This window comes from Gillisella terrae, assembly GCF_004801395.1.
In the GTDB taxonomy this organism is placed as follows: Bacteria; Pseudomonadota; Alphaproteobacteria; order Rhizobiales; family Rhizobiaceae; genus Allorhizobium; species Allorhizobium terrae.
Map to the genome: position 1 here is coordinate 105,464 of NZ_SSOA01000008.1, position 21,264 is coordinate 126,727.

At 55.9% G+C, this 21,264-nt stretch carries 17 protein-coding genes; 11 read left to right on the forward strand and 6 right to left on the reverse strand.

The genetic code is table 11. The features are described from left to right. Positions 1-72: 72 nt before the first annotated feature. Positions 73-1,029, forward strand: a complete 957-nt coding sequence (gene tal, locus E6C51_RS14775) for a transaldolase (protein ID WP_190236518.1) — start codon at positions 73-75, stop codon at positions 1,027-1,029. Positions 1,030-1,086: 57 nt separating this feature from the next. Here tal and E6C51_RS14780 read toward each other — a convergent pair whose 3' ends face one another. Then, a complete protein-coding gene (locus tag E6C51_RS14780) occupies positions 1,087-1,596 on the reverse strand; it encodes an SH3 domain-containing protein (protein ID WP_190236519.1) in 510 nt (169 codons plus the stop codon). 272 nt (positions 1,597-1,868) lie between these two features. On the opposite strand from E6C51_RS14780, the gene E6C51_RS14785 reads away from it, so the two are divergent. Next, on the forward strand, positions 1,869-2,753 hold the full coding sequence (locus E6C51_RS14785; RefSeq protein ID WP_190236520.1) for a DMT family transporter: 885 nt from the start codon (positions 1,869-1,871) through the stop codon (positions 2,751-2,753). Between the two features lie 179 nt (positions 2,754-2,932). Further along, a complete protein-coding gene (locus E6C51_RS14790) occupies positions 2,933-3,988 on the forward strand; it encodes a hypothetical protein (RefSeq protein ID WP_190236521.1) in 1,056 nt (351 codons plus the stop codon). A 224-nt stretch (positions 3,989-4,212) separates the two neighbouring features. Here the strand turns inward: E6C51_RS14790 and lysS are convergent, their stop codons facing one another. From lysS to E6C51_RS14815, 5 genes are all read right to left on the reverse strand, one after another. Then, entirely contained in the window at positions 4,213-5,709 is a 1,497-nt protein-coding gene (gene lysS, locus E6C51_RS14795) for a lysine--tRNA ligase (protein ID WP_146936643.1), read from the reverse strand. A 79-nt stretch (positions 5,710-5,788) separates the two neighbouring features. Further along, a complete protein-coding gene (gene gltX, locus E6C51_RS14800) occupies positions 5,789-7,243 on the reverse strand; it encodes a glutamate--tRNA ligase (protein ID WP_190236522.1) in 1,455 nt (484 codons plus the stop codon). Positions 7,244-7,714: 471 nt separating this feature from the next. Continuing rightward, positions 7,715-9,475: an SLC13 family permease gene (locus E6C51_RS14805; RefSeq protein WP_190236523.1), complete on the reverse strand. Its 1,761-nt coding sequence runs from the start codon at positions 9,473-9,475 to the stop codon at positions 7,715-7,717. Between the two features lie 110 nt (positions 9,476-9,585). Continuing rightward, the gene (locus E6C51_RS14810; protein WP_190236524.1) at positions 9,586-10,350 is read right to left on the reverse strand and encodes a TerC family protein; all 765 of its coding nucleotides are present in this window, start codon (positions 10,348-10,350) and stop codon (positions 9,586-9,588) included. A gap of 95 nt (positions 10,351-10,445) precedes the next feature. Further along, positions 10,446-11,138, reverse strand: coding sequence for a TetR/AcrR family transcriptional regulator (locus tag E6C51_RS14815; RefSeq protein WP_407920818.1), 693 nt, complete (start codon positions 11,136-11,138; stop codon positions 10,446-10,448). Between the two features lie 127 nt (positions 11,139-11,265). On the opposite strand from E6C51_RS14815, the gene E6C51_RS14820 reads away from it, so the two are divergent. The 8 genes from E6C51_RS14820 (at position 11,266) to E6C51_RS14855 (ending at position 21,085) form a co-directional block, all read left to right on the forward strand. Continuing rightward, positions 11,266-12,486, forward strand: a complete 1,221-nt coding sequence (locus E6C51_RS14820) for an HlyD family efflux transporter periplasmic adaptor subunit (protein WP_456236718.1) — start codon at positions 11,266-11,268, stop codon at positions 12,484-12,486. Positions 12,487-12,510: 24 nt separating this feature from the next. Then, on the forward strand, positions 12,511-14,088 hold the full coding sequence (locus E6C51_RS14825) for a DHA2 family efflux MFS transporter permease subunit (RefSeq protein WP_146936653.1): 1,578 nt from the start codon (positions 12,511-12,513) through the stop codon (positions 14,086-14,088). A gap of 149 nt (positions 14,089-14,237) precedes the next feature. After that, positions 14,238-15,260 (forward strand): LacI family DNA-binding transcriptional regulator, encoded by a 1,023-nt coding sequence (locus E6C51_RS14830; RefSeq protein ID WP_190236526.1) that lies wholly within the window; start codon positions 14,238-14,240, stop codon positions 15,258-15,260. Between the two features lie 28 nt (positions 15,261-15,288). Next, positions 15,289-16,737 carry a xylulokinase gene (gene xylB / locus E6C51_RS14835; RefSeq protein ID WP_190236527.1) on the forward strand — a complete coding sequence of 483 codons (1,449 nt, stop codon included), beginning with the start codon at positions 15,289-15,291 and terminating at the stop codon, positions 16,735-16,737. Between the two features lie 18 nt (positions 16,738-16,755). Then, complete coding sequence (locus tag E6C51_RS14840; RefSeq protein WP_190236528.1) at positions 16,756-17,190, forward strand: GNAT family N-acetyltransferase; 435 nt, start codon at positions 16,756-16,758, stop codon at positions 17,188-17,190. Positions 17,191-17,207: 17 nt separating this feature from the next. Beyond that, positions 17,208-18,515 (forward strand): xylose isomerase, encoded by a 1,308-nt coding sequence (gene xylA, locus E6C51_RS14845; RefSeq protein ID WP_190236529.1) that lies wholly within the window; start codon positions 17,208-17,210, stop codon positions 18,513-18,515. Positions 18,516-18,691: 176 nt separating this feature from the next. Further along, positions 18,692-19,744 carry a sugar phosphate isomerase/epimerase family protein gene (locus tag E6C51_RS14850; RefSeq protein WP_146936663.1) on the forward strand — a complete coding sequence of 351 codons (1,053 nt, stop codon included), beginning with the start codon at positions 18,692-18,694 and terminating at the stop codon, positions 19,742-19,744. A gap of 168 nt (positions 19,745-19,912) precedes the next feature. After that, positions 19,913-21,085 carry a Gfo/Idh/MocA family protein gene (locus E6C51_RS14855; protein WP_190236530.1) on the forward strand — a complete coding sequence of 391 codons (1,173 nt, stop codon included), beginning with the start codon at positions 19,913-19,915 and terminating at the stop codon, positions 21,083-21,085. Positions 21,086-21,264: the final 179 nt, after the last annotated feature.

Consider the following 21,264-nt stretch of genomic DNA (forward strand, 5'->3'; position numbering starts at 1 on the left):
GGCATTTTCGTTTGTTTTGCGAAACCAAATGCCCGATCAGCATTCACGCGAATGACCTGAAGGAATGAACGGATGACTTCGAAACTTGAACAGCTCCGCGCCATGACCACCGTTGTTGCCGACACCGGCGACATCGAAGCCGTGGCCCGCATCAAGCCGGTGGATTGCACCACCAATCCCTCAATTGTTCTGAAAGCCCTTGGCACAGAGATGTTTGCTGACGCCATTGAAGAGGCGGTCAAATGGGGCAAGGGCCAGAATGGCAGCTCTGAAGCGGTGACCGAAGCCGTTGCTGATCGTCTGGCCATCTCGGTGGGTGCGGCACTTGCCAAGCTGGTGCCCGGTCGCGTTTCCACCGAAGTGGATGCAGACCTTTCGTTTGACACACAAGCTTCGCTGACCAAGGCCCGCTCAATCATTGCTCAATACAAAGAGCGTGGCATTGAGAAGGATCGTATCCTGATCAAGCTGGCCTCCACCTGGGAAGGCATTCGCGCCGCCGAAGTGTTGCAGAAGGAAGGCATTGATTGCAATCTCACCCTGCTGTTCTCCAAGGCTCAGGCCATTGCCTGCGCCGATGCCAAGGTGTTTCTGATTTCGCCTTTCGTCGGCCGTATTCTCGATTGGTACAAGAAATCCACCGGCGAGAACTACACATCCGAGACCGATCCGGGCGTGGTGTCGGTGCGCTCAATCTACAATTACTACAAGGTCAATGGCATTGAGACCATTGTCATGGGCGCATCCTTCCGCAACGCGGGCGAAATTGAAGCGCTGGCCGGTTGCGACCGCCTGACCATTAGCCCGGCGCTGCTGGACGAGTTGGATTCGGCCACCGGCGATCTGCCCCGGCTGTTGTCTCCATCCAAGACCACGCCTGATCCGCGCGTGTCGCTGGATGAGAAGGCTTTCCGCTGGGCGATGAATGAAGATGCCATGGCAACAGAAAAGCTGGCGGAAGGTATTCGCGCCTTTGCGAAAGACCTGGGCACGCTGCGCGGCATGGTGGCCAAGAAGCTGGCTGCTTAAGGACGTTGAGAAAATGAAAAAAGGGCGCGGTGCAAACTGCGCCCTTTTTGCTTGCTCTTACTGATTGAAATCGTTTCTGCCCTTGCCAAAGGCATTCGGCACTTGCCAATCGCCATAGCGGTCGCGTTTGGGCCGAATTGGCATATCGAGATAAGGGCCGCCCGGCAGGCCGCCAATGCTGTCCTCCGGCTCACCGCCAGTCTTTTTCAAAAAGCGACCATCAACCCAGCCACTGATGCGCGGGCGATCATAGGTGGCAATGCGGCACCAATAGCCACCGCGGCTTTCCGTGCAGGTTTGCCGGTCCACAGGCGTGCCTTCATTCAACGTGTTGATAATGCGAAAATTGGGTCCGGCACCAGACAGCACCGGAAGGTCCGAGCCTTTCGGCAGACCTGTGACATGCCAGAGATAGGGATCAGGCATGCCGGTGGTGGGTGTCCGGGTTTGGCTGTCGCCGTCATTCATGGGCGGCGCTTCGATGACAGATTGGCTCATGGCAGGAGAGGTCGCGCACATCCATCCGAGACTGGTGACAATGAGCCCCGCTTTGATTGTCAACTGCATTGCCTTCTCCTTAACATCCGCATGCCGGATCATGATATTGCATAATTCTATAAATCAGAATCGGTTTAAGGAATTATGCAGCAGTGGCTGCGGCTTCTGGTTAAAACGTGCTGGGGGACGGACGTGATCGTATTTTAACGGCTGTCGTGCTCTATCTGCGGTTCTCTTGCGACAAAAAGCTGATATATCTTTGAAAAGGATAGACGTGTCCTTATCCATCTCCGAAAAGATTTTCATTTTTCGAGAGCGAACTCCAGACTTCGATGGCGTGAATGAAATCGAACCCGCTTGGCTATCTCTTTGCGTTCATCGCTTTCACGGTCTTTTCCATTCAGGATGGCATTTCCAAACATCTGGGTGACAGTTATTCGCCGATTGTGGTGGCCACGGTGCGCTATTGGGCCTTTGCCGCCTTTGCGCTTGTTATGGCCGCACGCTCCAAACAGGGCTTCAAGGTTGCGCTCAAAAGCACACGTCCTGTCTTGCAGATTGTGCGCGGTTTGCTGCTGGGTACGCAGATTCTGGTGTCGATATCTGCCTTTTATTATGTCGGGCTCGGTCAATCGCAGGCGATTTTTGCCTCCGGGCCGATTTTCATTGCCCTTTTGTCTGTTCCGCTGCTGGGCGAGAAAGTGGGCTGGCGGCGCTGGACGGCGATTTGTGTGGGGCTGGTCGGCGTGTTGCTGATTTTGTCACCGCGATCGGGAAGCTTTAACCCGGTGATGATTTTGCCGTTGATTTGCGCCGTATCTGGTGCGTTTTATGGCATCCTGACCCGGCTGGTCAGCCGCACGGATCCGCCCGTTACCAGCTTTTTTTACATGTGCATGGTCGGCTTTGTCGGGGCCAATTGCCTGGCACCTTTTTATTTTACGGCGGTTGCGCCTGCGGACTGGTTCTGGCTGGCGGCTCTTTGTTGCACGGGTATTGTCGGGCACCTTTGCCTGATCAAAGCCTATGAAAAGCTCGATGCGGTGGTGCTGCAACCGATTGGATATTTTCAGCTGGTGCTGGGATCGCTAATCGCCGTGGTTGTTTTTCAAGAGACGTTAAAAGTCAATATGGTGATTGGATCGATCATCGTTGTGGCGGCAGGTCTCTTCACCGTTTGGCGCGAACATGTGGTGTCGCGCCGGGCGAGCAACGCTAAAACCTGAATTTTATTCAATTTTTAGATGTAACCACGCGTTAACTACGCTGGTAAATTCCACCGTCTGTTGTGGCCCCTTACCGCCGAAATTAAGTGTTCCGCAATGCAATGAAGCCAATTGTCTCTTCAAGAGAAGTTGGAAAGGCGTGAAACAATGCGCCTTTTCCGCGGGATGTGGGTATCCTCATGAAGAAACTATTTGGCAAAATCCGCCTGACGCGGAAAATGTTATGGATATTTATCGGCGTATGCGTGGTGTGCAATGCCACGGGTGCGGCTGCCGTTTTCATTGGACGTGATCGACTGATCGGCCCATCCTATGCCGATTTGAATGGTCTTTCATGCATGGAGGTTGGCTCGGTTGATATTCATCACAAAGATCAGGTCTGGGTGCGCAAATACGTTTCTGTTGATCACGCCGATGGTGTAAATCGCATCAAAACTGCGTTGCGGGTGGCAAAAGCCGTTGCCGATAGCCGCAAAGTTGATCTGGTGCAGGTGGTGGTGCTCGATAAAAATGGCCCGACCGATCGTTCAGGCATCCGCGGCCACGCCATCGGGGCGGATGTTGTCTATATTCGGGATCCCAAGGCGCTTCCTTCGGGCGTGAACCGGCCAAAACTCACGGCGCGCTATGTGGATGCTAACGCGACAATCAACGGCGATTTTTACGGCACCACGGTGAACCTGCCAACCAACAATGCTGCGGCCATTATGGCCAAGATGACAGACAAGGTTGAATGCGAGAAGCCTGTTCCAGTTCTGCCCGAAGGCGAGCTGAAGGCCAAGGCCAGCGAAGGTGAAAAGGCAGCACCGGCCGAAAGCGCCCATGGTGGTGAAGGGGGCGCTGATGCAAAGCCAGCAGGCGAACACGGCACTGAGGCGGCAACGCCTGCCCCTGCGGAAGAAAAGCCCGGCATGATTGCCTCCATCAAGAACATGATTTTTGGAGCGGAAGAAAAGCCAGCGACTGACGCCCATGGCGACGCACAGCCAGCGGTGCCAAACATCGAAGGACCAAAGGCCGAGGCGCAGCCAAATTCGCATAGTGGCGAGGCATCTGCGAAAAAGCCTGAAGATCATGCCACACCAGAGCCTGTGACAAAGCCCGCAGAGATTGTTGCGACTGTCGAGCCGGTGGTCGATAACAGCGTGCTGACCTCTGTGAAGTCGATGATCTTTGGAGGCAAAAAATCCGAAGAGAATAGCAAGCCGGTGGTGGTAGACCAAAAGTCACATTAAAGGTTGTTGAGGAAACCATACAGCGCCGTGCGCCAAATATGGCGCACGGCGCTGTAACACATTTAATCTGCTGCATAATTTTCACCTTAAATCGATTCCGATTTAAGGAATTATGCAGTAGCCTCCGGCTTTTCTGATCAGACGGTCCCTATGGAAATGAAAAAAGCCCGCCGCGATCCTCTCGCGGCGGGCTTTTTTTGGTGGGTGGGTGGGGGGCTTTCTGATCAGTCTGCTTTGGCGCGGCGGGCCGGGAACAGAATGATGTCGCGGATCGATGGCGCGTTGGTCAACAGCATGATCAAGCGGTCGACGCCGATGCCAAGGCCGCCAGCCGGTGGCATGCCCTGATCAATGGCGTCGAGGAATTCATCGTCAAGCTGCTTGTCTTTTTCGCCTCGGGCATGGGCCTGCTCAAGCTGCTCGACCATGCGCTTGCGCTGCTCTTCCGGGTCGTTCAGCTCAGAGAAGGCGTTGCCGATTTCCCAGGCGTTGCAATAGGTTTCAAACCGCTCGACCAGACGTGGCTCGCCGGGGACTTCCTTGGCGAAAGGCGAAATGTCTTTCGGGAAATGGGTGACATGGCTTGGCTGGATCAGCGTGCCTTCGACCTTTTCTTCAAAGATGAAGGACAGGCATTCGCCCCAGGTCCAGTCTTTTTCAACCGCAAAACCTGCGGCCTTGGATGCCGCACGGGCTTCCTCGTCGGTCTTGATGGCCAGGAAATCAATGCCGGTGGCCTCCTTGACGGCATCGGGCATCGGCACGCGCTTGAACGGGCCCTTGAAGGAGATTTCCTTGTCACCAAAGGCAAATTCAGTGGAGCCGTGGATGCGCATGGCCAGATCAGCGAACAGGCGTTCCACCAGATCCATCACATCTTCATAGTCGGCGTAAGCCCAGTAGCATTCCATCATGGTGAATTCTGGATTATGCCGTGTGGAGACACCTTCATTGCGGAAGTTGCGGTTGATTTCAAAAATCTTGTCGGACAGGCCCGACACCAGCGTGCGCTTGAGGAAGAGTTCCGGCGCAATGCGCAGATACATGTCCTGCTTCAGCGTGTTGTGGTGGGTCTTGAACGGATCGGCAGACGCACCGCCGTAGATGGATTGCAGCATGGGGGTTTCCACCTCCATGAAGCCGTCGCTCTCCATAAAGCGGCGAATGCCGGAGACGATTTTGGAGCGCTGTTGAAAGCGCAGCTTGGATTCCTCATTGGTGAGAATATCCAGATGGCGCTTGCGATAGCGCACCTCGATGTCTGCCACGCCGTGGTATTTCTCCGGCATGGGCAGCAGCGTCTTGGTCAGCATGGTGATGGTTTCGGCATTGATGGTCAGCTCACCACGCTTGGTGCGGCGAACCTGACCTGTGACGCCGATAATATCACCGAGATCGATCATCGGCAGCATGGCGCGGGCCGCTTCCGGTGTCGTGTCCTTGTGGCTGAAAATCTGGATCTTGCCCGATGCATCGCGCAGGTCCATGAACATGCCGGAATTGCGCGAGGAATAGATGCGGCCAGCCACCGTCACCGTCTCGCCGGTCTCCGTGTCCGGCTCCAGCTCGGCGTATTTTTCCGCCAGTTCCGCTGTGGTTGTGGTGCGGTGAAAATGGGCGGGGTAGACATCGCCAATTTGTTCGCGCAGCAGCGCCAGTTTCTGGCGGCGCACTTCGGTGGCGTCGGAGGAGAGGGCGGTTTCGGTCTTTGTTTCGGTCATCTTGGTCGCCTATCGGGCACGGAATTTGAGATCAAGGGTGGTCACCCTCCCCGGTCGAGGGAGGGATGTGTTGCGCCAATCAGGCGGCACCAACCATAGTTTTCAGCACTTGAATGGCCACTTTAAGACGCTGACGCACCACAGAGCGGCCCAACAGCGCCATGCTGTCAAACAGCGGAAGTGAGCGCTGGCTGCCAGACACGGCCACAAACAGCGGCGGTGTCACCACGCGCAGCTTCTTGCCCATGCGCTCCGAGATGGCGCGCAGCTCTTCTTCAATGGTCGCCACATTCCATTCCAGAATTTTTTCCAGATCGGCCTGTACGGTGGTGACGATTTCCAATGTATCGGCAGGCGTGGTCTTGAGCCCGGCAAAAGAAGCGGGCGTCAGGCCGACATCGTTGGAGAGCATGAAGCCTGCAAGGTTTGGCAATTCGCCCAGCTTGGTCACGCGGCTCTGCGCCAGTTTCAGGGCTTCGGTCAGGCGGTCATTTTCGGATGCCCACTCAAACACCCGGCCCAAAAACTCTTCCGGTGTCAGCTTTTCGCGCAGCCAGCGGCCGTTCAGCCAATCCAATTTCTGAATGTCGAAAATCGCACCGGCCTTGGAGAGATTGTCTGGGTCGAAATTGGCAATCAGCTGGTCCATGTCCAAAAGCTCTTCGCCTTCGGCGATTTGCATGAAGAACAGGCCCAGGAAGTTCATCAGTGCTTCTGGCAGATAGCCCAGTGCCGAATAATAGGAAATCGAGGTCGGGTTCTTGCGCTTCGACAGTTTGGATTTGTCGGCATTGCGCATCAGGCTGAGGTGCATGAACACCGGCGGCTCAAGGCCGAGATATTTGTAGATCAGGATGTGCTTTGGCACCGAGGCCAGCCACTCTTCACCACGGGCCACATGGGTGATTTTCATCAGATGGTCATCGACCACATTGGCCATATGGTAGGTCGGCATGCCGTCTGCCTTGAGCAGAACCTGCATATCGACGCTTTCCCACGGAATCGACACATCGCCATAAACGCCATCGTGGAAATCACAAGAGCCGGAGGTGGGGATTTTCAGGCGCACAACCGAAGGCTCACCGGCTTCCATGCGGGCGGTGACTTCTTCGGCTTTCAAATTCAGGCAGTGGCCGTCATAGCCGGGCGGCTTGCCAGCAGCGCGCTGGGCTTCGCGCATCTGCTCCAGCCGCTCCGGCGTGCAGAAACAGCGAAATGCATTGCCTTCATTGACCATTTTATCGACGAAGGGACGATAGGTGTCCTTGCGCTCCGACTGGCGGTATGGGCCATAAGGGCCACCCACATCCGGGCCTTCGGCCCAGGACAAGCCGGTCCATTTCAGCGCATCCAGCACCTTTTGCTCAAACTCAGCCGTGGAGCGGGTCGCATCGGTATCTTCGATACGCAGGATGAACTCGCCACCGTGTTTTTTGGCAAACAGATAGTTGAACAGCGCGATGTAGGCGGTGCCAACATGGGGCTCGCCAGTGGGAGATGGAGCAATGCGGACGCGGACGCCGGAAGTGGTCATGGTTTTTCTCGTATTCGCATTCAGGCGGCCAAACGGGCACCTTGAGAATGATGATGTTAAAAAATGCAGAAATGCCCTTGGCAGGCATATTTTTCAGCAAATTTCCTTGTGCTTGCCTTAGGCCATATTCAAGGCCAAGCGTCAAGGAAAACCCATGAAACGCCCGCGCAGGTTAAGACTGGCGTGGCTTATAATAAAAATGGATTTGCGTGGAACCATTTTGAGCCACTCGCGTTTTTAGATCATAACACAGGTTGTGCCACGTATAGATGACGATAACAGCTGCGGCCGCCTTACCGCTTTTGACGTGATATATATGTGGCAACGGTTCCGCACTAACCGCGCAACCTTTGTTATGAAACCCTCCCCCAAGAGAGCCTGCGTACCCCACGCAGGCTCTTTTTCTTTTAAGAGCATCAATGCCCCCTCATCATGAGCGGAGGACACGTCGCCCTGATTGATCGTTTTAGGTCACTTTATCGGCCAGAACAGAATGAGGGTGGGGATGGCAACCACGATGATCAAAAATGACAGGGGCAGGCCAAGCCGTGGATAATCGCTAAAGCGATAGCCGCCCGGTCCCATCACTAGCGTGTTGCATTGATGGCCAATGGGGGTGAGAAAATCACAGCCCGCGCCAATGGCCACCGCCATCAGGAAGGCTTCGGGCCGATAGCCCAGATTTTGCGCAAAGCTTGCGGCAATCGGGGCCATGACCAGAACGGTGGCGGCGTTGTTGAGAAAGGGTGTGACGGCCATGGCGGTGACCAAAATCAGCGTCAACGCGCCATAGGGCGGAAGATTATGGGCAACATCACCAAGCCAGGCGGCAATGACGTCGCTGGCACCGGTTGTGCGCAAGGTGTCACTGACCGGAATCAGCGCTGCCAGCATCACCAGAATGGGGCCGTCCACGGCCTGATAAAGGTCATTGAGCGGAATGACCCGAAAAACCACCATGGCAACAGCGGCGGCAAAAAACGCAACCGCCACGGGCGCAATACCGAGCGCTGTTGACCCCATGGCGGCAATCAGGATCAAAACAGGGATCAACATGCTGCGGGTGGTGCCCAGCAAAATCTCGCGCTCGGCCAAAGGCAGACAGCCCAATTCTTTCAGCACAGCCGGCAACGCCTTGCGATGGCCTTGCAACACCACAACATCGCCGGGCCGCAGCATCACTTCGGCCAGACGCTCCTTGATGCGCTTGCCCTTGCGGCTGACGGCAAGAAGGTTGATCCCATAGGTATTGAAGAGCGAAATATCGCGCGCCGACAGGCCTTTGAGGGTTGAGGTTGGGCCAATCACCGCTTCAATCGCCGTCACTTCATTGCTGGAACCGCCTTTCTTGCCGGAAAGCTTGAGGGCGGACTGGCTGACCACCCGGTCCAATGCCTCGGAAGGGCCTTCGAGCAACAACGTGTCATTGGCTTGCAGCACGATATCGGGGAAGGGCGAGATACGGCTGTGGCCCCGCAAAATTGCCGTGGCAATGACCTCGCCAGAGGCGGGGCTAAGCAGATCACGCAGCGGCTTTCCCTTGAGGTTTGAGCCTTCGGGCAGGGTCGCTTCGGTGACAAAATTGGAACTGCCGAGCGCTTCTTGCACGGTTGGGTTCTGGTTTTGCCGCTTAGGCACCAGCCAGTAGAAAAACATCAGAAAGACCACACCTGCGGCAGCAAGCGTTGCCCCCACCGGGGTGAAGTCGAACATGGTAAAGGGCGTGCCAGTCAATTCGCCTCGCAGTCGCGAGACGACAATATTGGGTGAGGTGCCGATTTGAGTCATCAATCCACCCAGCAGGGCACCAAAGGCCATGGGCATCAGAAATATCGATGGAGGGTTGTTGGATTTACGGGCAAATTGAAAGGCAACCGGCATCATGATCGCCAAAGCGCCGATGTTTTTGATGAAGGCTGACAGCACCGTAACCGTCAGCACCAAAAGCAACATCTGGGCGCGCAGCGAAGTCAGATTGGGAAAGAATTTCTTGATGGCGGCATCAACAAGGCCGGAGCGGGCCACGCCCGCGCTGACCACAAGGGCGCTGCCAACAATGATAACAATGTCATCCGAAAAGCCGGAAAAGGCCTTGTCTGATGGCACGAGGCCAAGCGCAACGGCTGCCAGCAGGGTGAGCCCGGCGACCACGTCATAGCGTATCTTGTCCCACATGAATGCGAGCATCATGACGCCGATAACGGAAAAGGCGAGAATCTGTTGATGTGTCATGGATGTCCCGATGGTGCGAGGTCTTTGGCAGAATGCATCACACGGCGCATTTGTTCCAGCGTAGGTGCATGGCCAATCGCTGATCGACCATGCTGAGCGCCTGACAGACACTAATGCAGCGTATGCTGGTCTGGTGCCTTGCTTTGGCTTTTCTTTTTGCGGCGTGCCATCATGTTCAGCCCCTCGACCAGCGCCGAGAAGGCCATGGCGGCGTAAATATAGCCCTTTGGCACATGGAAGCCCATGCCATCGGCAATCAACGTCATGCCGATCATCATCAAAAAGCCCAGAGCCAGCATGACTACGGTGGGGTTTTTCTCAATGAAGCGCCCCAGCGGATTGGCGGCCAGCAACATAGCGGTGACGGCAACAATCACCGCAATAACCATGATGATGACATGCTCTGTCATGCCAACGGCGGTGATGATGCTATCGACCGAAAACACCAGATCGAGCAGCAAAATCTGACCAATCACCGCGCCCATTGTGGCTGTGGTTGAGGTGGTGAGAAACTCGCCGTCCTTGTCAACCGGGTCCACAGTATGGTGGATTTCCTTGGTGGCCTTCCAGACCAGAAAAAGACCACCAGCAATAAGGATCATGTCTTTCCATGAAAAGCCGTGGTCAAACAGCGTAAAGACTGGATCGGTGAGTTTGACGATCCAGGCCACGGTGCCCAGCAGGGCCAGTCGCATGACAAGGGCAAGACCAATGCCGATCCGCCTTGCTTTTTCCCGCTGTTGGGCCGGAAGTTTGTTGGTCAGGATGGAAATAAAAACCAGATTGTCGATGCCAAGCACAACCTCCATGGCGATGAGGCTGATAAGGGCGATCCACGCCGCTGGGCTGCTGGCTAAAACCAAAATGTCTTGCATATATGTCCCCGGTCTCCACTCCGCTGGTGATGGTGTGCGGAGTTTAACGCCTATATAAGCAGGAACATGCGCCTGAGTAGAGCCATCAACCGGCTTTATTTTGGACCGTAGCCGAGCATGAACAGGTGCAAAGCACTGTCAATCACCATATCGACCTCTTTTTCGAGGTCCTCTGCATTGGGCTGGCCAAACAGCCTTTCCTTGAAAAACGTGCCCGTGGCCAACTCAATATACTGGCGTGCCGCCAGTTGCACATTGTCAATGTGCAGATGCCCCAGACTGACTTGTTTGTGCAAAAAGACTTCCAGAACAGAGCGGGCATTTTCTGGCCCAAATTGCATGAAGCTGCGACAGAGGCCGGGCATGCGGTCAATCACACCCAGCAGGATGCGGATGGCGCCGGTCATCTCGCTTGTCAGAATATACATGGCAAATGTCTTGCCATATTTGTGCAGAAGATCTCGAACGTCGCCTTCTTCGGCCAAAATATCGCGCAAGGTGGCGGCAAATTTTTGCTTGTTGGTTTCAATCAAAGCCGAGAACAGGTCTTCCTTGTTCTCAAAATAAACATAGAGCGTTCCCTTGGAGACGCCAGCCTCGCGGGTGATGTGGTTCATGCTGGTGGCATCGAACCCATAGGTCATGAACGCACGCCTTGCGCCTTCGAGAATTTGCTCTCGTTTGGCCGGGTCTGCGCCGGCCGCGAAGCGACCTGCGCCGGGCTGGCAGCGCTTTTCTGCCTCCTGCTCTTCCTGAGTACCCGTCGCGATATTGGCTTCGTGTTCCAAAAATTAACCTCAAGATGTGTAATCGGCTGAATAAATCCTGATCGCGGCTTGATATGTGGCAAAAAACGCTCTATGTCAAATCGAACCGAACGGTTTCGTTCGATTAAATTTCTCTTTCGTTCCATTGATGGTGATTTTGATGTCTGTATCTCCCATAAAGGGCGCAGTTCGCGCTTCAGGTGTTTCTGATGATGCTGCGCTGCAACCTGGAAGTGGACAGGAAGAGACTGTGAGCAGGCAGTCAGGTGCCTCCGCCGAGGCTGCAAGCCCCGCCGGCAAGGTTGCTGCAAAATCTGCCAAAAAGCGCAGCCCGGTTTTGCCGGTGATCCTGTTGGCGCTTCTGGCTGGCGGTGGATATTTCGGCTACAACTGGTGGACCGAAGGCCGGTTCATGGTCGAAACGGATGACGCTTATATTTCGGGTGACATTGCAACAATTTCGCCAAAGGTGACGGGCTACGTTCAAACTGTTTCGATTGCGGATAACCAGCATGTCAAAGCGGGCGACGTCATGGTTACCCTTGATGATGGTGATTATCGCATTGCCCTTCAGCAGGCCCAGAGCCAGCTTGCCACCCAGAAGCTGACCGTTGACCGCGTGGCTGCACAAGTGATCGGCGGGGAAGCCGCTGTTCAGCAGGCGCAGGCGCAGCTGCTGGCCGCTCAGGCAACCCTGCATTCGGCAGAATTGACCTTCAAGCGTGTCACCGATCTTCGGGCGCAGTCTGTCATGTCACAGGCCGAGCTGGATTCGGCAACCTCTGCGCTGGAAACCGGCAAAGCCAATGTTGCGGCCGCCGTTGCGGCTGTTGCATCGGCCAACGCCAATCTTTCCGTGCTGAAAGCGCAAAAGGCTGAGGCCGAAGCGGGCGTGAAGACGCAGGAGTTGGCTGTTGCGCAGGCCCAGCGCAATCTGGATTTCACCGTTTTGCGCGCCCCCTATGATGGCGTCATTGGCAATCTGGGTGTGCAGGTGGGCAATCTGGTGTCGAGTGGTTCGCGGCTGGCGTCATTGGTGCCGGTTGACAAGCTCTATGTGGACGCCAATTTCAAGGAAACACAGATTTCCGATATTGTTCCTGGCTCGAAAGTGAAACTGCACGTCGATGCCTATGGCAAAACGCCGATTGAAGGCACGGTTGTGTCTTTGGCCGCTGGCTCTGGTTCGGTGTTTTCCATGCTGCCGCCTGAAAACGCCACCGGCAATTTCACCAAGATCATTCAGCGCGTTCCTGTTCGCATTGCTATCCCGCAAGACGTTCTGGACAAGGGCTTTCTGAAGGCGGGCTTAAGCGTTATTGCTGAAGTGGATACGCGCACGGCACCAAACAAGGACAGCGCAAAGTAAAGCGCGGAGTGCGAGGCAAGCGCTATGGCAGCGACAGTGACACCCACCGCGCAGGCGGCTCCATCCGACACCATTGATCCACGGGTCATGATTGGCTTTATTGCCATGGTGTTTGGCATGTTCATGGCGATCCTGGATATCCAGATCGTCTCGGCTTCCCTGTCCGAAATTCAGGCTGGCCTTGGGGCGGGCACGGAAGAGGTGGCCTGGGTGCAGACCGCCTATCTGATTGCCGAAGTGATCATGATTCCCTTGTCGGGGATTCTGGCGCGGATTCTGTCAACGCGGGTGCTTTTCACGCTGGCGGCCGCAGGCTTTACGCTGTCGAGCGCGCTGGCGGCGACCGCGACCGATATCAATCAGATGATCATCTATCGTGCCATTCAGGGCTTTATCGGCGGTGGTATGATTCCGTCGGTGTTTGCGGCAGCTTTCACGATCTTTCCGCCGTCAAAGCGCAGCTTTGTCTCGCCGTTGATTGGTCTTGTCGCGACCCTTGCGCCCACGATTGGCCCAACCGTTGGCGGCTATATTAGCCACGCCATGTCCTGGCACTGGCTGTTTCTGGTCAATGTTATTCCCGGCATCATCGTGTCTTTGACCGTTTGGTCCTTCGTGGATTTTGACAAGCCAGATCGCTCGCTGCTGAAGAAATTCGACTGGTGGGGGCTGTTGGCCATGGCGCTGTTTTTGGGTGCGATGGAATATGTGCTGGAAGAGGGCAACAGCAAGGACTGGTTCAATGACCAGCGGATTGTCTGGGGTGCCATTGTCATGACCGCAGGTGGCATCCTGTTTTTCTATCGGGCCTTCACCCAGGAATTGCCAATCGTTGATCTGAAAGCCTTCACCAATCGCAATTTTGCCTTTGGGTCGCTGTTTTCCTTCGTAATGGGCATTGGTCTCTATGGCTTGACCTATCTCTATCCTCTCTACCTCGCGCGGGTGCGTGGCTATGACAGTCTGGCCATCGGTGAAACCATGTTCGTATCCGGTCTCGCCATGTTCATGACGGCACCAATCGCGGGCAGGCTTTCGGTCAAGATGGACCCGCGCATCATGATGGCGTCAGGCTTTATCAGCTTTGGCGTGGGTACCTATATGGTCACCGGATTGACGGCTGATTGGGATTTTTATGAGCTGCTGATTCCGCAGATCTTGCGCGGCTGTGGTCTGATGATTTGCATGGTGCCGATCAACAATATTGCGCTGGGCACCTTGCCGCCAGAGCGCATCAAGAACGCGTCCGGGCTCTATAACCTCACCCGTAATCTGGGCGGTGCTGTTGGCCTTGCCATTATCAACACCATGCTGACCCAGCGCACCGATGAGCATTATGCCCGATTGGTTGAACATGTGAACCCCAGCAATCCGGCTGCCATGAACTGGCTTGCTCAGGTATCTGGTCGGCTTGGCATGTTTGGTCTGGATGGCGATGCCGCAGCGCTGAAAAAACTGGCAGGCATGGTCAATCAGCAGGCGTGGATCATGGCATTTATTGATGTGTTTCTTGGGCTTACCGTGCTTTTTTGTATCCTGACCGTGATGACGAGCCTGATTAAAAAGCCTTCTGCGGTGGTGCCCGCAGACGCGGGCCACTGATTTTTCGAAATCCACCGCCGTGGAGAAGCCGTCGCATTCCCCCCGATGCGGCGGCTTCTTTTTTCATAAATCTGAGGTACGTACATCAAAAAACCGTTTACGTGGTTTGCGTTCTCCTTTAAAGGAGATGTTGCGCTCAAGGAGGGGTGATGAAACCGACCGTTCACAGCATTGCCGCTCATGCCGGTGTCAGCCTCGCCACGGTGGATCGCGTGTTAAACGCGCGTCCCGGCGTTCGTGCTGCAACACGGGCGCGGGTGGAAGCGGCGGTGGAAGCCCTGGGCTTTGTGCGCGATGTGGCGGCGGCCAATCTGGCCAAGGGCCGAATTTATCCTTTCACCTTCATTTTGCCCGCCAACGACAATTCCTTCATGCGAGAATTGCGCAGCCAGGTGCTGGATGCCGCCAGCCGGGCAGGGGTGGAGCGGACCCGTATTGATATTGTCGATGTGCCCGCCTTTGATGGGGCGGCTCTTGTGGCTGCCCTTCAACAGGTGGCTGAAACCGGCCCCGCCGGTGTTGCGCTGGTGGCGGTGGATGCGCCCGAAGTTGCAGAAGCGGTCGCACAGCTTCGCCAATCAGGCGTTCCGGTGGTGACACTGGTGTCTGATCTCTCCAGCTCCGAGCGCGATCATTTTGCCGGCATTGATAATATTGCAGCGGGCCGCACGGCGGCAAGCTTGCTGGGGCGTTTTCTGAGCGGGTGCTCAGGCTCTGTCGCCATTTTGGCAGGCTCCATGCTGGTGCGCGACCATCGCGAGCGCTTTGAGGGTTTTTGTGCGGTGATGGCGGCAGAATTTCCATCGCTCACACTGCTGCCCGTACTGGAAGGGCTGGATGATCCGCTCCGGGTGGAGGCACTGTTGCGCGAGCAATTCGCAAGCCATGACATTCTTGGGCTTTACAGTCTGGGTGCCGGTAACCGTGGTCTGGTGCGGGCGCTGGAGACGTTGGAGGCCAGCAAGCGCCCTGCGGTGATTGCCCATGAGCTGACGCAGACGACGCGGGCAGCGCTGGAGAGGGGGTTGATGGATGCGGTGCTCAATCAGGATGCCGGCCATGAGGTGCGAAGCGCCATCCGGGTGCTGAAGGCCAAGGCCGATGGTGCGGCCGTGGTGGCAGCCCAAGAGCGTATTCGGCTCGACATATTTTTGAAGGATAACCTGCCTTAACGTGTGGCAGGTGATGGAGGAATAGATCATGTATCTCGGTTTGGATCTCGGCACCTCGGGTGTCAAAGCCATGTTGATGGACGGCGACCAAAAGGTGATCGGCTCTGGCCACGGCGCGCTCACCGTCTCGCGGCCGCATTCTGGCTGGTCGGAGCAGGCACCTCAGGATTGGATTTCGGCCTGTGAAGAGGCAATCGCTGGCCTCAAAGCGCAGTTTCCCAAAGAGCTTGCTGCCGTCAAGGGTATCGGCCTGTCCGGTCATATGCATGGCGCAACGCTGATTGATGCGCAAGATCAGGTGCTTCGCCCCTGCATTTTGTGGAATGACACGCGCTCCCATCAGGAGGCAGCCATGCTGGATGCCGATCCGCGCTTTCGCGCGTTGACCGGCAATATCGTCTTTCCGGGCTTCACTGCGCCCAAGCTGGTGTGGGTGAAAAACAACGAGCCTGAGATTTTCGGCAAAGTGGCCAAGGTGCTGCTGCCCAAGGATTATCTGCGGCTATGGCTGACGGGAGAATATCTCTCTGACATGTCGGATTCGGCGGGCACGTCCTGGCTGGATACCGGCAAGCGGGCTTGGTCAAAAGAGCTTCTGGATGCGACGGTTCTTTCCGAACAGCAGATGCCGAGGCTGGTGGAAGGCACCGCGCAGGCGGGCACATTGCGCAGCGAGCTTGCGAGCAAATGGGGCCTTGGTAGCAATGTTGTGGTGGCGGGTGGCGCTGGCGATAACGCGGCCTCTGCCTGCGGCATGGGTACGGTGGCCGAAGGCCACGCTTTTGTCTCGCTTGGCACATCGGGCGTGCTGTTTGCCGCCAATGGCTCCTATCTGCCCAAGCCGGAAAGTGCCGTGCATGCCTTTTGCCATGCGCTGCCCAATACATGGCACCAGATGGGCGTGATCTTGTCGGCCACCGATGCGCTCAACTGGTATTCCGGCATTAGCGGCCAATCGGCGGGCAATCTGACCGCAGAACTGGGGAATGAGTTGCAGGCACCCACTGGCGTGACCTTCCTGCCTTATCTCTCCGGCGAGCGTACTCCCCATAATGATGCGGCGATCCGGGGTGCCTTCATCGGCCTTGGTCATGATTCCTCTCGTTCCGTGCTCACCCAAGCCGTGCTGGAAGGCGTCAGCTTTGCCATTCGCGATAGCCTTGAAGCGCTGAAATCCGCAGGCACATCACTATCGCGCGTCACCGCCATCGGTGGTGGTTCGCGCTCGCGCTATTGGCTGGCATCCATTGCCACAGCCCTTGGCATTCCGGTGGATGTGCCAGCCGACGGCGATTTTGGTGCAGCCTTTGGTGCCGCCCGCCTGGGGCTGATTGCAGCAACAGGGGCTGATCCGGTTTCCGTCTGCTCGGCACCTGTGACGGAAGCGGTGGTGGAACCCGTATCCGCTTTGCAAGAGGGCTATGAGGCGGCCTATCAGCGCTATCGGGCGCTGTATCCAGCGATCAAGTCGCTTTGATCTGTTTGGGGATTGGCCATGACGCTGGTTTTGCAACGTATAGAAGACATCCTGCCCGTTGACGTCAACGACCTCGAGTTGTTGGCGCAGCAAGAGGGTTTTTCTCATGTTGCAAGGCTTGTTGCAGAGTGGAATGACGGGTTTCGGTTTGACCGTTTAGGGGAAATGTTAATGGCTGGCTGCCAAGGCGACATGCTTGTGGCCATTGGCGGGGTGACGATTGATCCGGCGCATCAAGACGCGCTGCGCATGCGTCGCTTTTATGTGCATCCCGATTACAGACGCCAGGGGATCGGGCGTATTTTGGCGAAAGCTTTGCTGGATCACGCCCTGTCTTTTCATCGGCCTTTGTTTGTTCATGCCGGAACGGCTGTTGCACCCGTGTTCTGGGAATCGCTGGGCTTCAGTAAGCATGAGCAGGACGGCCACACTCATCAATTCAAGAGAGTTTAAAATCAGGAGGAATACCCATGAGTACAGGTTTTTTTGGCGATATCACCAAAATCAAATATGAAGGCGAGGGCAGCACCAATCCGCTGGCCTTTCGCCACTACAATCCCGATGAAGTGGTGCTGGGCAAGCGGATGGAAGACCATTTGCGTTTTGCCATCGCCTATTGGCACACATTTGTTTGGCCGGGCACCGACCCGTTTGGCGGCAACACGTTTGAACGCCCGTGGTTTGAAGACAGCATGAAGGCTGCGAAATTGAAGGCCGATGTTGCCTTTGAATTCTTTCAGTTGCTTGGCACGCCTTACTATTGCTTCCACGACGCCGATGTGCGCCCTGAAGGTGCCAATTTTGCGGAAAACACCAAGAACCTCAACGAGATCGTTGATTATTTCGCCCAAAAGCAGGCTGACACCGGCGTGAAACTGCTGTGGGGCACGGCCAACATGTTCTCGCACCGCCGCTATATGTCGGGCGCTGCCACCAATCCTGATCCCGATGTGTTTGCTTTTGCAGCCGCCACGGTGAAGACCTGCCTTGACGCCACCCAAAAACTCGGCGGCGAAAACTACGTGCTCTGGGGCGGTCGTGAAGGTTATGAAACCCTGCTCAATACCGACCTGAAGCAGGAACTGGACCATATGGGCCGTTTCCTCAACATGGTGGTGGAGTATAAGCACAAGATCGGCTTCAAGGGCGCGATCCTGATCGAGCCAAAGCCGCAGGAACCTTCCAAGCACCAGTATGATTATGATGTGGCCACGGTTTATGGCTTCCTCAAGAATTATGGTCTTGAGAAGGAAGTGAAGGTCAATATCGAGCAGGGGCATGCGATTTTGGCCGGTCACACCTTTGAGCATGAGCTGGCGCTGGCCAATGCACTGGGCATTTTCGGCTCGATTGATATGAACCGCAACGATTACCAATCCGGCTGGGATACCGACCAGTTCCCCAACAATGTGCCGGAAATGGCGCTGGCCTATTATCAGGTGCTGCAAGCCGGTGGCTTCACCACAGGCGGTACCAATTTTGATGCCAAGCTGCGTCGCCAGTCGATTGATCCGGCGGATCTGCTGATCGGCCATATCGGCGGCATGGATTGCTGCGCGCGTGGCCTGAAGGCGGCTGCCAAAATGGTGGAGGACAAGGCTCTGTCTGCACCGCTGGACAAGCGCTACAGCGGCTGGAACAGCGATAGTGCCAAGGACATGCTGGCCAATGGCACGCTGGAAAGCATTGCCGCGCGCGTGGAGAAGGACAATATCAATCCGCAGCCAGTGTCCGGCCAGCAGGAATGGCTGGAAAACGTGGTCAATCGCTACGTTTAATCAACTTGCAGTCGTTGGCGGGGGAAGGTATTTGCCCCGCCAGCTTTTTGCCTTTGCCCGCTTTTCAGCGGCGATTTTTTCTTTTTCACCTTCGTGACCACAAAACCGCTTCACAGCGTCGAGAGAATTGAATACACCACCTGTAACGTTTCAGTATCATTTTGGAGGAGATGCATATGAAGACGATCAAGGGCCCCGGTCTGTTTTTGGGCCAGTTTGCGGGCGATGCCGCCCCCTTTAATTCCTGGGATTCTATTACCAAATGGGCCGCCGAAAAGGGCTATCTAGGCGTGCAGGTGCCCACATGGGCAGGCCAGCTTATCGATTTGAAAAAGGCGGCCGAATCCAAAGATTATTGTGACGAACTGGCCGGTATTGCGCGCCAGAACGGTGTCGAAATCACCGAACTGTCCACCCATTTGCAAGGCCAGTTGGTGGCCGTTAATCCCGTTTATGATGAAGCCTTTGATGGCTTTGCGGCCCCTGAAGTGCGCGGCAACCCCAAAGCTCGGCAGGAATGGGCGGTGGAACAGGTCAAATATGCGCTGAAGGCCTCCAACCATCTGGGTATTGCGGCCCACGCGACGTTTTCTGGCGCGCTGGCCTGGCCCTATATTTATCCTTGGCCGCAGCGGCCAGCGGGTCTGGTAGAAACCGCCTTTGATGAATTGGCCAAGCGCTGGTTGCCGATCCTCAACTATGCCGATGAGCAGGGCGTGGACGTTTGCTATGAAATTCACCCCGGTGAAGACCTGCACGATGGCGTAACATTCGAGATGTTTCTGGAGCGGGTCAAAAATCACTCCCGTGCCAATATGCTCTACGATCCTTCCCATTACGTGCTGCAATGCCTCGATTATCTTGACAACATCGATATCTACAAAGACCGTATCAAGATGTTCCACGTCAAGGATGCCGAGTTTAACCCCACAGGCCGTCAAGGCGTGTATGGCGGCTATCAGGGCTGGGTCAACCGCGCTGGCCGCTTCCGCTCGCCGGGCGATGGGCAGGTGGATTTCGGCGCTATCTTTTCCAAAATGGCCGCCAATGATTTTGACGGCTGGGCCGTGGTGGAATGGGAATGCGCGTTGAAACATCCAGAGGATGGCGCGCGCGAAGGCGCGGAATTCGTCAAGGCGCATATTATTCGGGTGACGGAACACGCCTTTGACGACTTTGCATCGAGTGGCACGGATGATGCCGCCAATCGGCGGATGTTGGGGCTTTAACAAAACGGAAAAGACCCCTCCCCAACCCCTCCCCACAAGGGGGAGGGGCTTAACCCGGCGGCTGGTCTTTTTATATCAGGCACAAGGTTGCAGCTCGGTTTCTCCCCCCTTGTGGGGGAGATGGCGGCAGCCAGAGGGGGTATCTCAGACCTCGAGGAGGACATTCCAATGACAATCGAAGCAAGCAAATCCGAACAACGCGCCCCAAAAATCCGCCTTGGCATGGTGGGTGGCGGGCAAGGGGCTTTTATTGGTGCTGTGCACCGCATGGCAGCAAGGCTGGATGATCATTATGATCTGGTGGCGGGGGCCTTGTCCTCAACGCCAGAAAAATCCTTAGCGTCTGGCCGCGATCTCGGTCTTGATCCTGAGCGCTGCTATGGATCGTTTGAAGAAATGGCGGAAAAAGAGGCCTCAAGGCCCGATGGCATTGAGGCCGTATCCATCGTCACGCCCAATCACGTGCATTTTGCCGCTGCCAAAGCCTTTTTGGAGCGCGGTATTCACGTGATCTGCGATAAGCCGCTGACCTCCAATCTGGAGGACGCCAGAAAGCTAAAAGAGGTCGCCGACAAGGCCAAGGCGCTGTTTATCCTCACCCACAATTACACCGGCTATCCCATGGTGCGCCATGCGCGCGAGCTGGTGCAAAGCGGAGAATTGGGCGATATCCGGCTGGTGCAGATGGAATATCCGCAAGATTGGCTGGCCGAACCCGTAGAACAGCAAGGCGCAAAACAGGCCGTCTGGCGCACCGATCCGGCTCAATCGGGCGTTGGCGGCTCGACCGGTGATATTGGCACCCACGCCTACAATCTCGGCTGCTTCATCTCGGGTTTGACCCTGCGTGAACTGGCCGCAGACGTGCACACCTTTGTGGATGGCCGCAGACTGGATGACAACGCCCACGTGATGCTGCGCTTTGAGGGCGGTGCCAAAGGTCTGCTCTGGTGCAGTCAGGTGGCTACTGGAAATGAAAACGGCTTGAAAGTGCGCATCTATGGCACCAAAGCCGGGATTGAATGGACTCAAGCCGATCCCAACTATCTGTGGTTTACCAAACTGGGTGAGCCAAAACAGTTGATCACCCGTGGCGGTGCCGGAGCAGGAAGCGCGGCAAGCCGCGTCACCCGCATTCCCGGCGGCCACCCGGAAGGCTATCTCGAAGCTTTTGCGACCATCTATAGCGAGGCAGCCCAAGCGATCAATGCTGCCAAGTCTGGTGTCGCGGTCGATCCAGCGGTTGTTTATCCAACCGTGGATGATGGCGTGAAGGGTGTGGCCTTTGTGACCGCCTGTATTGAATCGTCCAAGCAGAATGGCGCTTGGGTGAAAGTTTAAGGCCCGGAATCTGATATCGGCATGGGGAGAGAACAGGCTGCGCTTGCGGTGGTTTTTTCTTCCCCATGCCACCGCATTGGTCTAAACCGCTCTCTATATTAAATTGTGCCTGTCGATTGACCCTAAAGCCTGTCGCAGTGAATAGGATTAACTGCGACAGGCTTTAGGTCTTATTGTGT